The sequence below is a fragment of the Roseateles sp. genome (assembly GCF_036486225.1).
GTDB lineage: Bacteria > Pseudomonadota > Gammaproteobacteria > Burkholderiales > Burkholderiaceae_C > Roseateles.
Genome location: NZ_DASVNZ010000272.1, coordinates 1 through 14,851, shown reverse-complemented (window position 1 = coordinate 14,851; position 14,851 = coordinate 1). Strand labels below are relative to the sequence as shown.

Sequence of the window (14,851 nt, the reverse complement as noted above, 5' to 3'; positions counted from 1 at the left end):
CCATGGCCTCACCTTTCCGCCTCAAGACCGCCTTGCCTGAAGACACTCTGCGCGTGCACACCTGTGTGTCGCGGGAGGGTCTGAGCGACGCCGGAGACACCACGCTGACGCTGCTGAGCGAGCGCAAGGACATCCAGGCCTCGGAGCTGCTGGGCAAGCCCGCGACGCTGACGGTTGCGCTGCGCGACGACGCGCCGCGTTACCTCAGCGGCTACGTGACGCGCTTTGCGCAACGCGGCTTCGAAGGCAAGTACTGCGTGTACGAGATGCAGCTCAAGCCCTGGCTGTGGCTGCTGTCGCGCACCTCGGACTGCCGGATCTTCCAGGAGCTGTCGGTCCCCGACATCGTCAAGCAGGTCTTCGAGGACCACCCGGTCGCGCGCTACGAGTTCAAGCTGCTGCGCCCGTACCGGACCTGGAACTACTGCGTCCAGTACCGCGAGACCGACTTCAACTTCGTCGCTCGCTTGCTCGAGCACGAGGGCATCTACTGGTACGTGGAGCACGACGAGGGCGGCCACAAGGTGGTGCTGTGCGACTCGGCCAGCGGGCACGACGCCAAGCCGGGCTGCGAGTCGCTGCCGTTCTACGGCTCGGGCGCGCAGGCCACGCCGGCGCTGGAGTACGTGCAGGCCTGGGGCAGCGCCGAGTGCGTGAAGCCGGGCAAGGTCGTGATCACGGACTACGACTTCCAGCGGCCGTCGACGTCGCTGGAAACGAACCAGAGCGTGGCGCGCAACTACGACCTGTCCGACGGCGAGATCTTCGACTACCCGGGCGGCTACATCCAGACCGGGGACGGCTCGCAGTACGTGGAGGACCGGCTCGACGAGCTGCAGACGCAGTTCCAGACCTTCGACGGCACGACCAACGCGCAGGGTGTGAGCACGGGGCACCTGCTGTCGCTGTCGCGCCACCCACGCGAGAGCGAGAACGCGCAGTACCTGGTCACGGGCACGCAGATCAGCCTGAGCCAGGCGGCCAACGAGGCGGGTTCGGGAGAGACGGGGCTGCGCTGCAGCTTCAGCTGCATCCCGGCGGCGCAGCAGTACCGGCCGGCACGGCGCACCCCGAAGCCGCTGGTGGCGGGACCGCAGACGGCCATCGTGAGCGGCCCGGCGGGCGAGGAGATCCACACCGACAAGTTCGGGCGGGTGAAGGTGCAGTTCCACTGGGACCGGCGCGGCAAGAGCGACGAGCGCAGCTCGTGCTGGGTGAGCGTGGCGCATCCGTGGGCGGGCTCGAACTTCGGCGGCATCCACATCCCGCGCATCGGCCAGGAAGTGATCATCGGGTTCATCGAAGGGGACCCGGATGCGCCCATCATCATGGGGCGGACCTACAACGGCGAGAACCTGCCGCCGTGGGACCTGCCGGCCAACGCGACGCAGAGCGGCTTCCTGACGCGCTCGACCAAGGGTGGCAGCTACGGCAACGCCAACGCGATCCGGTTCGAGGACAAGCACGGCGACGAGCAGCTGTGGATCCACGCGGAGAAGAACCAGGACATCGAGGTCGAGAACGACGAGACGCACTGGGTCGGGCGGGATCGGACCAAGACGATCGACCGGCATGAGACGACGCTGGTCAAGGGCAACCGTACCGAGACGGTGAACCTGGACGAGACGATCACGATCCATCAGAACCGGACGGAGCGGGTCGACCTCGACGAGAAGATCTCGATCGGGATGAACCGCACGGAAGACGTCGGGATCAACGAGACGATCAGCATCGGGGCCAACCGGTCGGTGACGATCGGCGCGAACAAGACCGAGACCATCGCGATGGCGAAGGCCGAGACCATCGGCCTCGCCAAGGCCGAGACCATCGGACTGGGCAAGGCGCTGTCGATCGGCGCGGCCTATCAGACCACTGTCGGTGGCTTGATGAACACCAGCGTTGGATTGACGCAGGGCACGCAGGTCGGCCGTAGCAAGACCACAAGCGTCGGCACGACCTACACCATCACGGCGGGAGACGAGTTCAGCCTCACAGTGGGCAAGGCCAGCATCGTCCTGAAATCGGACGGCACCATCACCATCAACGGCCACGACATCAACGTGCTAGCCGCCGGGCAGTACTTCGGGGAGTCCAAGGGCGACATGCAGCTCAAGGGCAAGAACATCAAGAACAACGCATGAACCCGGCGATGCCTTTGATGCCAGACCTTCCGTCCGCTGCGCCGCTGTCGACGGAGCCTGCCGACGATCATGGCGAAGCGGGCTCGATGCTCCACGCGTTGATGCGCGGCCACGCGCGCGGACTCGGCGCGCCTTCGCTGCCTGCCACGCCGGATGCCAGCCATTCGATCGTCATCGGGGAACTGCTTGCTTGGTCTGAAGGCGAAGCGCCGAGAGTCCGGTGGGCCGCCAGCCCTCAAGACGGCGTGGAAGCGATGAGCGTGGTGCCGATCCGGGCGGAGCATGTCGGCGCGCCGCTGGCGCTGAGTCTCGGCGCGGGCCTCGCCCAACCCCTGATACTTGGCCTGCTCTGGCAGCCCGGCGCTGACCGGCAGGTGCCAGCGGTGGATGACGCGCCGTCGGTAGGTGTCCCCGCGGTCATGGTCGAACGCGATGGCGGCCTTGCGGAGGAGGTGGTGATCGGTGCCACGCAACAACTGACTCTGCATTGCGGCGAGGCGAGCATCACGTTGACGGCCGACGGCCAGATCCTGCTGCGTGGCGAGTACATCAGCAGCCACGCCACCGGCACGCAGCGCATCAAGGGCGCGGCTGTGCGCATCAACTGAGTCGACGTCATGCACGTGGTCAACAACAGTCTCTGCGCGGTGGACGCCACGCAGGCGACCGACAAGCATGGCAAGCCCTGGCTGACCGTGATCGCCAAGGGTACGTACGTGCTGCCCGAACTGGAGGACGGCGCCGAGGCGCCGATCGCGCTTCGACCGGTTCGCGGCGGCGGGCTGCTCCTGTCGGACGAGTTCGTCGATGAGCCTGGCTTCAGTGCGCCGACTTTCGAGGCCGACCTCGCGCCGTTCAAACCACGCTGCGATCTGCTGTTCAAGGGCAGCGCGCACGCGCCGTTCCGCGATGGTCGGGCCCAGCCGGCGCTGTCGGTGGATGTGGCGCTGCGCTTGCAGGACGCCGCGGGACAGGCCCTGGTCGACAAGCGCATCCGCGTGCACGGGGAGCGCCAATGGCAGCGGCAGGGCAGGCAATGGCAACTGTCCGCGTCACAACCCTTCGTGGAGCAGCCGTTGCACTATGGCATCGCCTTCGGAGGCACTTGTTCCCATGAGTCGATCGGCGTCGAGGACCCCTCTGTGCGCCTTGTCCATCCGATGAATCCGGTGGGGCGCGGGTACGGCCAGGACGCGTTCCTTCGATTGCTGGAAAACGCGCCCGCCCATCGGACCGAGCGCTGGGTGGACGGCCGCCTCGAGGTGGCAGAAGGACCCGACGTGGCGTTGCCGCCTGCAGCGTTGGGCCCGCTGGCGCGCGCCTGGCAACCGCGCTTGCAATGGGCGGGAACCTATGACCAAGCCTGGAAGGATGAGATCTTTCCACTGCTGCCAGCGGACTTCGACGACCGCTTCCATCAGGCGGCGCCCGAGGATCAGCAGCTGAACTATCCCCAAGGCGGCGAGGTGATCACCCTGGTCAACCTCGCGGCTTCGGCGGCCCAGACAGCCAGGAACGGCATCGCGCAGTATCGGTTTCGCATACCGAAGCGCCGGATGTCGATGGCCCTCCTGACGCGAGACCGTGAATCGCTGCTGATGGAACCGCACATCGACACCTTGGTGGTCGACACCGATGCGATGCGGCTTCACGTCACCTGGCGCGCGCGGACCCGACTGCGCCGCAGTCTGCGTGAGGTGCACACCGTGGTGGTCGGCCCTTACAGCAGTCGTTGGTGGTACGGCCAGGTGAGTGGCAAGTCGGATTGCGCCACCTGTGGTGGCAGTCGGCCGTCGGCACCGGAGGAGGGGATCCATGACGTTCCGACAATGATCTCGGAGACGGATCCGGCATGAGCGAAACGACTTCGATCGCGGTGGTGTCCGCCGGCGTAGTGAGCGCGGTGGGCCTCACCTGGCCGTCAACCTGCGCCGCAGTGCGCGCGGGGCTGGACGGTTTCCGCGAAACGGCGTTTGTCGATCAGGTGGGCCAGACGCTGCTCGGCGCACGAATTGCTGACGAGTCGCTGGGCCTGAGCGCCGGCGGCGAGGAGAGCGTGCATGGCGGCGTGACCCGCCTGGTCACGATCGCCGTCCGCGCGGCCCGGGAAGCGGCGCTCGGCGCCGGCGGGCTGGTCGCGTCTCGCTGCGTCTTCCTTCTCCTTGCGGGCGGCACCGAGAGAGCCGGATATTCCGCCGATGAATTGAAGGACTGCTATGCGGCCTGCGAGCAGGCCCTTGGCCATCGCTTCCACGCCGCCAGCGCGATTCTGCCCTGGGGCGTCGCCGGCCTGGCCGGCGCGTTGGAGCGCGCCAAGGCATCCCTTGCGCTCGCCGATGTCGACCATGTGCTGCTGCTGGGGTTGGACTCATTGCTGGAGGTTGCGGACATCCAATGTCATCTATCGCAGGGGCGGCTGCTGTCGAGCCAGCAGAGCGACGGCTTCATCTCGGGCGAGGCCGGCGCGGCCCTGGTCCTTCAGCGTTGGCGCGCCGGGGAGTCCACCGCTTCGTCGCGGCCGGCGCTTGTGCTGCGCGGGGCGGGCGAGGCGGATGAACCCGCGAGCTTCGAAAGCGATGAGCCGAATCACGGCAAGGGACTGGCGCGCGCCCTGCGTGCTGCGCTGGGCGAGGCGGGCTTGCAGGCTCACGAGATCCATCACCGGCTGGATACCGCAGCTGGCGAGTCCTTTTTCATGGACGAATCCAGCTATGCGTGGTCCCGCGTGTTGCGCGAGCGTGAGCCGCGCGGCTACACGGAGCCGCTCCTGGGCGCCCACGTCGGCCTTTGCGGCGCCGCGCAGGGACCGCTGGCGGTTGCGCTGGCGCTGGACATGATTCGCAAGGGATGGGCCGCGGGCGGCAACTTCCTGTTCCAGGCCGCGGACGCGCGCGAGCGTCGTTGCGCCGTCGTCTTGCAGGGCGTCTGACGCCACCAGCCGTCCACAAGGAATCCGACTTCACCATGCCGCATTTCGTCTTCGCCAACGACAACGAGATCGCCGCCAAGAGCGCGTCCGGCGTGTCGTCCGCCTGTGCGCCGGATGTCTGCTTCAGCCCCGGTCCGCCGCCACCGGGCGTGCCGGTGCCCTATGCCAACACGACCTTGGCGAAGGACCTGGACAATCTCTCGCGCACGGTGTTCTTCAAGGGCACGGGCGCGGCGCTGGAGAAGGACAGCTATTTCGCGACCAGCTATGGCAACGAGCCGGCAACGCCCGGGCTCAAGAAGGGCACGGTGAGCGGCCAGATCAAGGGCAAGGGTCACTTCGCGACCTGGTCGATGAACGTCAAGGTCGAAGGCAAGGGCGTGGCGCGGCACCTCGACACGGTCACGCACAACCACAACAGCCCGGCCAATGCGCTGGTGCAGAAGTACCGGAGCATCTGGCAGAACGATCACGACTGCGCGAAGGATCGCCAGCAGATGGAGCGGGCGTGCGCCGACAAGGGTGATGAGAAGCGCGCGGCCAAGCAGAAGAGGGCACCGTTCAAGAAGATCGTGCAGGGGGCCGGGAAGATCATCACCATCCCCGATGCCGCCGCCAAGAAGGCCTACGGCTATACCCACAAGAAGGGGGCCGACAACGCATGGATGGAAGACAACTGCGATGGGCTCTGGGTGAAGCCTGCCATGGGCAGCAAGTACTTCCAGAACGCGCAGAAGGAGTTCGAAGGATTCCTCGACAAGATCGCCAACGACAAGATGTTCGTCGCACAGGCTGTCTTCGGCGAGATCCTTGAGATGGCCAAGGCTCAGTTGAGCCCTTGGTACATGGTGCGAAAGCTCGGCGGGCTGGCGCTGCGTTCCGTGGCCAAGAACGTCGTCGGCGGGGCCGCGGCCGTCACGGGGGTCGGCACCGTGGTCACGGCAGGGATGGCGGCGTGGACGGTTGCCGACGTGGTGTCCACGGCGACCGAGCTGGCACAGAAGCTGGGTCCGCAGGCGATGGAACACCTGGACGACTTGTTGAACGTCGACAAGTTGCAGGACCTCGCAAAGCAGAAGTTGCAGGAATATCGCAACAACCCCAGCCAGTTCGTCTCAGAGGCGATGACGATGCGGGCGGCGACCGATCCCTGCCTGCGCGCTCGGAAGTGCCAGTTGGTTCCCTACAACCAGACGGGAGCGATCAAGTCCTCGCGCAATGGCACGGGATGCTGTCCGGGGCAGACCGGGCACCATGTGCTGCCCGGCGCGATGTTCGAAGGTCAACCTTGCTATGCCGGCAAGCATGGCTCGGCGCCGACGATCTGCGTCGAAGGCGTCAACAACAACCATGGCAGTCACGGCTTCGTTCATTCTCGACTTCAACAGATCGTCGGGCGACACAAGGAGACGCGTGGGCCGACGATGACCTACGAGCAGGCAAGGAACGCAGGCGTGGCGGCGATCACCGAACCCAAGCCGGTGGCGCCGGCGTCGGGATGCGACCCGGAATGTCTGAAAAAGCAGTTGGATGAGTACTACAAGGATTGCCAGAATGCCTCGCTGCGTGCGCATGATGGTATGGGCGGCAAGGACGCCGACAACTCGGCAATGGAGGATGTGGCTTGAGTATTTCAATTGAACAATTGAATCCGCGAATTGCCGGTTTCAACGTCATCGACTGCGCGATAAAGAATCGCGACATCCTTTATCTGCTTGCGCGCGAGGACTATACGCAGCATCCCGGGTGGCGGGATGGGCGAGAGGCGCCCGGAGAAGGGCGCCTGGCGAAACGCCTGCTGAGTCTCAACCTGAAGAATCCTGATGAGAAGAAATGGGGAATCGGCCACCTTCGCGGTCTGGGCGCGAGCGTCTGCGGCGTTGCCTTCGCTCCCGAGGAGAAAGTCGTCGTGCTGGACAGCAGTTCGAAGGCATGGTCCCCCACGCCGGGCAGCGACGGGTTTGAAGGCCCGATTCCGTCGCAGTTCGAAGGCGGAGTGAAGCGAGGCGGCTTCAGTCGCGCTCGTAGCTTCGGCGGTCGGCTCTTCGCCAGCAGCACCGCGCGTCAGCTGTTTGTACGTACTGCGCCGGGGAAGTGGGAACTCGTGGGGGAGCCGATGCCGGAACCCGACGAGTACAAGATCAGCTTTGTCGACTTCGATGGGTTCGGCCCAGAGAATCTCTATGCCGTCGGTGATCCGGGCGACATCTGGCATCTGTCCGGACAGGTCTGGAAGCGCATGAAGTTCCCGAGCAACTGGGGACTGTCCGCAGTCTGTTGCGCCGAGGATGGCAATGTGTACGTTGCGGCCGGTGACCACGTGTTTCGCGGCTTGGGAGACAAGTGGGAGAAGTTGAAGACGAAGGCTCAGATATCGCTCCCCATCAAGGATCTCGTCTGGTACGACGGCGAGTTGTGGGCCACCAATGATTACGGTGTGTGGGTCTTAAAGGACGAAGGCCTGGTCGATGCGGATGTGCCCTCCGGGGTGAAGGTTTGTTCTGGCAATCTCGCCACTCGCGACGGCGTGCTCCTGCTCGCCGGCTACGGTGGCGCCGCCTACAAGCGGGACGGACAGTGGACGGAGATCTTCCATGACCACGAGGTGCGCGAGTGGTTCGAGACCAATCGCGACAAGGTCTGGACGCCGCCGAAGTGATGGTTCGAACGCGCTTGGCTAAGTCCCGGACATGACGAAAGTTCCCGCTCAATCGGGGCATGCGCAGCTGCACGTGATCCCGGCCATCGTGCAGCGCCACGCAGAAGACGCCTCGTTCTACTGGTCCCGCCATGGCGACGCGATGTTCGCGACGGAGCACGACTGGCAGAGCCTCCAACGCATGGAGCGCCTGCTCGATGCACACCTGGAGGGTCTGCGAGTCGCGCAGCTCGAATCGGCTCAGGCGCCGGCGTTCATTGGCGATGTCGCCTGGGCTGCCTCGAAGACCCGGTTGGCCCGATGGGGCACGAGCGACGAAGCGTTCGTGGCTGGCACGCTGGCCATGCAGGCGTTGGAGCTCGGCACGACGGTCTGGCTGGAAGAACTCCAGACCCTGGCCCAAGCCCAGTTCGAGTCCGGGCGGGGCGACGCGATTGCCATCGGTCTGGCGGGCGCGCTGCGCCGTCGTGGTGACACGCTGTCCGAGAAACTTGCCTCGCATTGGTGGGAGCAAGCATCGCCGCTCTGGCGACGCGCCGCGCTGATTGCGGCCCATTCGCTGCCAACGCTCCGGACGTCCTTGATCCGGGACGGCTTGCGCCAGGGCGCCGATCCGGCGGTGATAGCCGAGGCTGCGAGGCTGGCGGGATCCCACGGCATTGCCGAAGCGGTACCGGCATTGCAGGCGGTGCTCAACGAGCCGTCGTCAAGCCTGGAAACCCGTCGCGTCGCCGCGGCGGCGATCGGGCGCCTGATCGGCTCCGCCGCCGACGGCGGTGCCGCGTGGCGACAGGCAGAAGCGGTCCTTCTGGATGCCTGGATCACGGCACCGGAGGAGCTCACGGACGAGGAACTCGTCGTCTGGCTGTGGCGCGCCGCGCCTGCGACGACCGTGCCCGCGATTGAGCGCATGCTGATCGAAGGCAACAACGATCGTCGGCGGTGGCGCGAGGCGCTCCGGGCCATCCGGTTCCAGGGTGATCCACGCTGGTTGCCCGTGCTGCTGCAGTGCATGGCGCATCAGAGCCAGCAGGACGAGGTGCGGCGCTTCTTTGTCGAACCTTCGAGCAATCTGGCCCGTCTCGCAGGCGATGTCTTCGCGCACATCACGGGCGCTCGCATCGGGCATCAACGCTGGCGAGAGGCGCCCGAGGCTCCCGACGATGCCGAGGATGCGCTTGACAACCCTTACGTGCCGGCGTCGGCGAAACGTGATCCGGACGGCGCGCTGCTGTGGCCGGATGTCGAGGTCCTGAATCGCGAGTGGCCGTCGTTGTCGTCAACGCTCGATCCCGCCCGCCGATACCTCGGCGGCGAGGCGGTCACCGAGTCCACGTTGCTTCGCGTGCTGGGCAATGCCAAGGCTTCGCAGCAGCAACGCTGGCAGGCCGCGCTGCTGCTGCAACTTGCGCGTGGCGCATCGCCCTGTTTTGACGTCGGCGCGGCGACACCCGCCCAGGATCGCGCGCTCGCGGCCCTGGGGACAAGCAGCTGGAACTGGTGAGCGAATGTCCGAACCGTTGAATCCCTGGGACCACGCGTCGGAGATTGCGCGACGCCTTGCCCGTCCCGATGCCGAGTTCCTGACCGTGATCGGCGCTTCGGGGTGGTGCAGCCGGTGTCAGGTGTTGCAGCCTCGTTTTGAAGCGCTGAGCCGAGGCCTTCCTCCGCATATCGTGCCGCTCTGGCTGGACCTGGAGGAGCACGCCGAGTTCCTCGGCGATTTCATTCCCCCGGATCTCCCGCTCCTGCTGCGTTGGCGGCAAGGCGCCTGCGTGCAGGCAGCCATCGTCGAGGGCATCGAGCCGGACGCCGTGGCATCGGACCGCGTCCAGTTGCGTCCCCTGGAGTTCAAAGGTATGCGGCTGCAGGATCCGAACGTGGGCACGATGCTGGAATTGCCGTCGCTCTGGCGAGAGTTCAGGGGCTGAAGGCCAACCATGGTCTTCTGGCAACGGCTCCTGAAGCGATGCGATGGAGAAGGCATGCTGTGAGCATTGCGAGCGACCCTGAAAGACGATGTGCTGGTAGAGGCGGACATCCCGGCCGGTGTGAAGGTCTGTGCGGGGAACTTTGCTCTGCGTGACAGGCTGTTGCTGCTTGCCGGCTACGGCGGAGCCTCCTACAAGCGCGACGGACAGTGGACCGAGATCTTCCATGACCACGAGGTGCGCGAGTGGTTCGAGACCAACCGCGACAAGGCCTGGACGCCGCCGAATTGATGTTCTGAGCTCGCTTGGACTGAATCCTCGACTTGACGATGGTTTCCGCCCAACTCGGGTCGAAGAAGACTGCCTGGACGCCCGCCCGGCCCGACGGCCCCAATACGGGTTATCGTTCAGCCTCATGACCACCATCTCCATCCCGACGCTCCCCGAGCTCCCGAGCCTCCTCGGCCTGACCGAAGTCGACGCTCCGCTCATCGCCGCCGTGCTTGCGCACACCACGCCCGCCGGCACCCCCGTGCCGACCGAGCTCTCCCAGAAGCGCAAGAAGGAGATACGCGCCGGCTTCGTGCACCTGAAGGAGGCCGGCGTCGTGCTGTCCTTCTCCCCGCGCGAGACCCACGCGGTCGACTACGGCGAGCCCCTGGGCACGGGCACCCACGTGCTGAGCGCGATCTTCTACTACCCCGAAGGCAGCGAGGAAGTCGATCCCTACAAGGGCAACGGCCCGTTCTCGCCCACGCCGGTGGACACCCGCGACGCCGCGGTCGCCGCCTACGGCGACGCCGTCGACGGCGAGGAGGAAGAGGGCGTCTTCGAGTGGGAACAGTGGGAGGTCGAGAACCGCGAGATCACCGTCGACTACGCCGACGACGGCGCCGTGCTGACCCTCACCGTCTCTCTGACACTGCCGATGTGACGGCCACGCGGGCGCCGGGAAGGCGCTCCGCGAACACCTGAACGTGCGCCGCCGCACCCATCCCGGGCCGCCGGGGCGCACGCGTCACCCACACCAGTGACACGCCTCGGGCGCTCGTATCACCCCTTTACAAGGGGCTCCGCCGCGAATGACTTTGGTCGCTTTCGGCGTAGTTCGCACGAGCCTACCGTGACGGACCGATTGCTTAGGTCCGCCTTCACGGTCCGCCCATGGCAGCTCCATTCCGTCTCAAGACCGCCCTCGACGACGATGTCCTCCGCGTCCACGCCTGCGCGTCGCGCGAAGCGTTGAGCGACCTCGGCGAGACCACGCTGACCCTGCTCAGCGAGCGCAAGGACATCCGCGCCTCGGAGCTGCTCGGCAAATCCGCGACGCTGACCATGGCCCTGCGCGACGACGCCCCGCGCCACCTGGCCGGCTACGTCACCCGCTTCGCGCAGACCGGCTTCGAGGGCAAGCACACCGTCTACCAGATGACGATGCGCCCCTGGCTGTGGCTGCTCACCCGCACCGCCGACTGCCGCATCTTCCAGGAGATGACCGTCCCCGACATCGTCAAGGCGGTCTTCGACGACCACCCGGTCGCGCGCCACGAATTCAAGCTGATGCGCGCCTACCGGCCCTGGACCTACTGCGTCCAGTACCGCGAGACCGACTTCAACTTCGTCGCCCGGCTGCTCGAGAACGAGGGCATCTACTGGTACTTCACCCACGACGAGTCCGGCCACACGCTGGTGCTGACCGACGCCGCCTCGGCCCATGACTGCGCCCCGGGCTGCGAGACGCTGCCGTTCTACGGCGGCGCGAACAACGCGCCGCCCGAACTGGAGTACGTCGACAGCTGGATCACGCAGGAGAGCCTCAAGCCCGGCAAGGTCGTCATCACCGACTACGACTTCGAACGGCCTTCGACCTCGCTGGAAACGCAGCTGGACCGCGCCCGCGACTACGACCTGTCCGACGGGGAAGTCTTCGACTACCCGGGCGGCTACGTGCAGGGCAGCGACGGCGCGCAGTACGTCGAGGACCGGCTCGACGAGATCCAGACGGCCTTCGCCCGTTTCGACGGTGACACCAACGCGCAGGGCGTGCGCACCGGCCACCTGCTGTCGCTGAGCCGCCATCCGCGCGACGACCAGAACGCCAAGTACCTCATCACCGGCACCGTCACCCAGATGCGCCAGGCGTCGACGGAATCGGCCTCGGGCGAGTCCGAGCTGCGCTGCCGCTTCAACGCCATCCCCGCCGACCAGCAGTTCCGCCCCGAGCGCCGCACGCCCAAGCCGATGGCGCCGGGTCCGCAGACCGCCATCGTGACCGGCCCGTCGGGCGAGGAGATCTTCACCGACAAGTACGGCCGCATCAAAGTGCAGTTCCACTGGGACCGCCGCGGCCAGCGCAACGAGACCAGCTCCTGCTGGATCCGCGTCTCGCAGCCCTGGGCCGGGAAGGGCTGGGGCGGCGTGTCCATCCCGCGCATCGGGCAGGAGGTGGTGGTCGACTTCGTCGAGGGCGACCCCGACCAGCCGCTCATCACCGGCCGCGTCTACAACGCCGAGCAGATGCCCCCGTACGGCCTGCCGGCCGCCGCCGTCATCAGCGGCATGAAGTCCAAGACCCACAAGGGCGCCGGCTACAACGAGATGTCCATGGACGACACGGCCGGCAAGGAGATGATCACCATCCACGGCCAGTACGACATGGCCACCACGATCGAGCACGACCAGACCTCCACCATCCACAACAACCGCACCGACACGGTGGACGTGGACGACTCGGAGACCGTCGGCAACAACCAGACCCAGACGGTGGGCGTGAACCAGACCATCAGCGTCGGGTCCAACCGCTCCAAGTCCATCGGCGCGAACGAGACGGTCAGCGTCGGCGCCAACCGCACCGAATCGGTGGGCTCCAACGAGACCATCACCATCGGCGCGCATCGCACCGAGTCCGTGGGCGCCGGCGAGACGGTGACGATCAACGCGGGCCAGACGGTCACCGTCAACGGCACGCGCGCCCACACCGTCAACGGCATGCAGACGACGACGATCTCGATCGCCGAGGCCCACACCGTGGGCGCGGGCCGCGCGCACACCGTCGGCGCGGCCGAGGCGATCACCGTCGGCGGCGCGCAGGTGGTGTCCATCGGCGGCCTGCAGAGCGTCAATGTCGGCGCGCTGCAGAGCATCGGCGTGGGCGGACTGCACAAGCTGTCGGCCGCCACCATCGGCCAGACCGCCAAGGGCACCTACAAGACCAAGGCGGGCGGCAGCGCCACGATCGAGGCGCCCTCGATCACGCTCAAGGCCGGCGGCAGCAAGATCGTGATGGACTCGAGCGGGATCACGATCTCCGCCTCCAAGATCACCATCAAGGCCAGCGGCACGGTAGGCATCAAGGGCAGCGGCGGCGTGGCCGTCAAGGGCGCCAAGATCGGAGAGAACTGACATGGCCGAGCAAGCAGGCAACACGGGCCCCCTGGGCGCCGCTCCCCCTCCCAACCGCCGTCGCGGCGACCCGACCCGCGCGGCCGTCGCCGCCGCCGAACACCTGATGGACCGCGTGCGGCTGGTCGACGCGGGCGTGCTGGTCGGCATGTTCTGCGGCTTCGACGCGCAGGGGCGCTTCCTGGTCCGCATGGCCAAGGGCCTGCCGCCCGTCGTCGCGATGTCGGTCGTGGGATTGAAGGTGGAGGACGAGGGCGACGAGGTCATCGTCTCGCTCGAGCGCGGCGATCCGACGCGGCCGGTCATCCTGGGGCGCGCGATGCGGCACGCGGAGCGCGAGGCGCCGCGACATGGCGCCCGCCCGGGCCATCCTTCGCATGAAGGCGCACTGGAGGCGCGCGTGGCCACGCCGGACGCCGTGCCCGAGGCCCCCTCCGACGCGACATCCGACGCGGCGCCCGGCCCCGCGGTGACGCGCCGCGGCCAGACCGTGACGGTCGACGGCGAGCGCGTCGTGCTCAACGGCGCGAAGCAGGTCGAGCTGCGTTGCGGCGAGGCCAGCATCGTGCTGACCGCCGCCGGCAAGATCCTGATCCGCGGCACCTATGTGCTGAGCCGCTCCAGCGGCGCGAACCGCATCAAGGGTGCGTTCGTCGACATCAACTGACGGCCTCGCACGCCGTCAGGATCCCCCATGTGGCAACTGCAGAACCGGACGCCGTTCGCCGCCGAGCGCGGCTGGGTGCGCGACCGTGACGGCACCGAGATCTGGCTCGTCGCGGTGAAGGCGAGCTTCACGCTGCAGGCGGACGGCTCGGCGCGCGTGACGGAGGCGCAGCCCGAGGTCCTGCGCGGTCCGGCGCATCGCGGGGACGCGGCCTCGACCAGCCTGTCGGCGGACGCGGACCTGATCCGGACCAAGACGGCGACGGACGTGATCGTCGACGGGCAGGCCCACGCGCCGGGCGGCGCGCCGGTGACCGAGCTCGACGTCGGCGTGGCCGTGGGCGGCCGGGCCAAGGTGCTCAAGGTCTTCGGGGACCGCGTCTGGCAGGGGCGGAGCATCGGCAAGCCGGCGCCGTTCACGACGATGCCCGTCGTGTGGGAACGCGCCTTCGGCGGCGCCGATCCGAAGGCCGATCCCGCCGCGTGGGACGAGCGCAATCCGCTGGGGCAGGGTTATGCGGTAGCCGGCGATCACGTCGACGGCCGCCCGCTGCCCAACATCGAGGACCCCGACCACCTGATCCGCGGCTGGAAGGACCGGCCCGTGCCGGCCGGTTTCGGCGCGCTGTGCAGCCACTGGACGGAACGCCGCCGCTTCGCCGGCACCTACGACGAACGCTGGCAGCGCGAGCGCCTGCCGCTGCTGCCTGACGACTTCGACGACCGCCACTACCAGTGCGCGCCGCCGGACCAGCAGCACGCGGGTTTCCTGCGCGGCGGAGAGCCGGTCGCGCTGCTGAACCTGTCGCCGGGCGGCGGCCAGTGGCGCTTCGCGTTGCCGCGGGTGTTCCTCGGCCTGGAGACCTTCTTCAACGACGGCCACCGCGAAGTCCATCCGCCGCCGAAGCTGCACACCGTGATCCTGGCGCCCGATGAGCGCCGCGTCTCGCTGGTCTTCCACAGCGCGCTGCCTTGCCATCCGCGGGTGCTCAAGCTGGAAAGCACGCGGATCTGGCTCAAGCAGGACCTGCGCGACGGCGTGCTCGGCGCGCCGGAGCCCGACGACGCCGACACCACCGGCCGTCGGGCGGAGGTGGCCTGACATGCGCCAGGAAGCGACTGC

At 67.3% G+C, this 14,851-nt stretch carries 13 protein-coding genes; all 13 read left to right on the top strand.

From position 1 onward, the window contains the following. Positions 1 to 2,141, top strand: a 2,141-nt coding sequence (locus tag VF536_RS17945) for a type VI secretion system Vgr family protein (RefSeq protein ID WP_331616224.1), incomplete at its 5' end; no start/stop codon positions are given. Then, positions 2,138 to 2,749: a DUF6484 domain-containing protein gene (locus VF536_RS17940; RefSeq protein WP_331616223.1), complete on the top strand. Its 612-nt coding sequence runs from the start codon at positions 2,138 to 2,140 to the stop codon at positions 2,747 to 2,749. The genes VF536_RS17945 and VF536_RS17940, both read left to right, overlap by 4 nt. 9 nt (positions 2,750 to 2,758) lie before the next feature. After that, positions 2,759 to 3,997: a DUF2169 domain-containing protein gene (locus VF536_RS17935; protein ID WP_331616222.1), complete on the top strand. Its 1,239-nt coding sequence runs from the start codon at positions 2,759 to 2,761 to the stop codon at positions 3,995 to 3,997. Beyond that, a complete protein-coding gene (locus tag VF536_RS17930; RefSeq protein ID WP_331616221.1) occupies positions 3,994 to 5,070 on the top strand; it encodes a hypothetical protein in 1,077 nt (358 codons plus the stop codon). Before VF536_RS17935 ends, VF536_RS17930 begins: the two co-directional genes overlap by 4 nt. 35 nt (positions 5,071 to 5,105) lie before the next feature. Then, a complete protein-coding gene (locus tag VF536_RS17925) occupies positions 5,106 to 6,698 on the top strand; it encodes a PAAR-like domain-containing protein (protein ID WP_331616220.1) in 1,593 nt (530 codons plus the stop codon). Further along, positions 6,695 to 7,729, top strand: a complete 1,035-nt coding sequence (locus tag VF536_RS17920) for a hypothetical protein (protein WP_331616219.1) — start codon at positions 6,695 to 6,697, stop codon at positions 7,727 to 7,729. Before VF536_RS17925 ends, VF536_RS17920 begins: the two co-directional genes overlap by 4 nt. A gap of 31 nt (positions 7,730 to 7,760) precedes the next feature. After that, positions 7,761 to 9,233, top strand: coding sequence for a hypothetical protein (locus VF536_RS17915; protein ID WP_331616218.1), 1,473 nt, complete (start codon positions 7,761 to 7,763; stop codon positions 9,231 to 9,233). A 4-nt stretch (positions 9,234 to 9,237) separates the two neighbouring features. Then, the gene (locus VF536_RS17910) at positions 9,238 to 9,660 is read left to right on the top strand and encodes a thioredoxin (RefSeq protein WP_331616216.1); all 423 of its coding nucleotides are present in this window, start codon (positions 9,238 to 9,240) and stop codon (positions 9,658 to 9,660) included. Positions 9,661 to 9,726: 66 nt separating this feature from the next. Next, the gene (locus tag VF536_RS17905) at positions 9,727 to 9,951 is read left to right on the top strand and encodes a hypothetical protein (RefSeq protein ID WP_331616215.1); all 225 of its coding nucleotides are present in this window, start codon (positions 9,727 to 9,729) and stop codon (positions 9,949 to 9,951) included. 124 nt (positions 9,952 to 10,075) lie between these two features. Further along, entirely contained in the window at positions 10,076 to 10,594 is a 519-nt protein-coding gene (locus VF536_RS17900; RefSeq protein ID WP_331616214.1) for a hypothetical protein, read from the top strand. A gap of 230 nt (positions 10,595 to 10,824) precedes the next feature. Then, positions 10,825 to 13,062 carry a type VI secretion system Vgr family protein gene (locus VF536_RS17895; RefSeq protein ID WP_331616213.1) on the top strand — a complete coding sequence of 746 codons (2,238 nt, stop codon included), beginning with the start codon at positions 10,825 to 10,827 and terminating at the stop codon, positions 13,060 to 13,062. Position 13,063: 1 nt separating this feature from the next. Next, complete coding sequence (locus tag VF536_RS17890) at positions 13,064 to 13,729, top strand: DUF6484 domain-containing protein (protein ID WP_331616212.1); 666 nt, start codon at positions 13,064 to 13,066, stop codon at positions 13,727 to 13,729. 27 nt (positions 13,730 to 13,756) lie between these two features. After that, on the top strand, positions 13,757 to 14,830 hold the full coding sequence (locus VF536_RS17885; RefSeq protein ID WP_331616211.1) for a DUF2169 domain-containing protein: 1,074 nt from the start codon (positions 13,757 to 13,759) through the stop codon (positions 14,828 to 14,830). Positions 14,831 to 14,851: the final 21 nt, after the last annotated feature.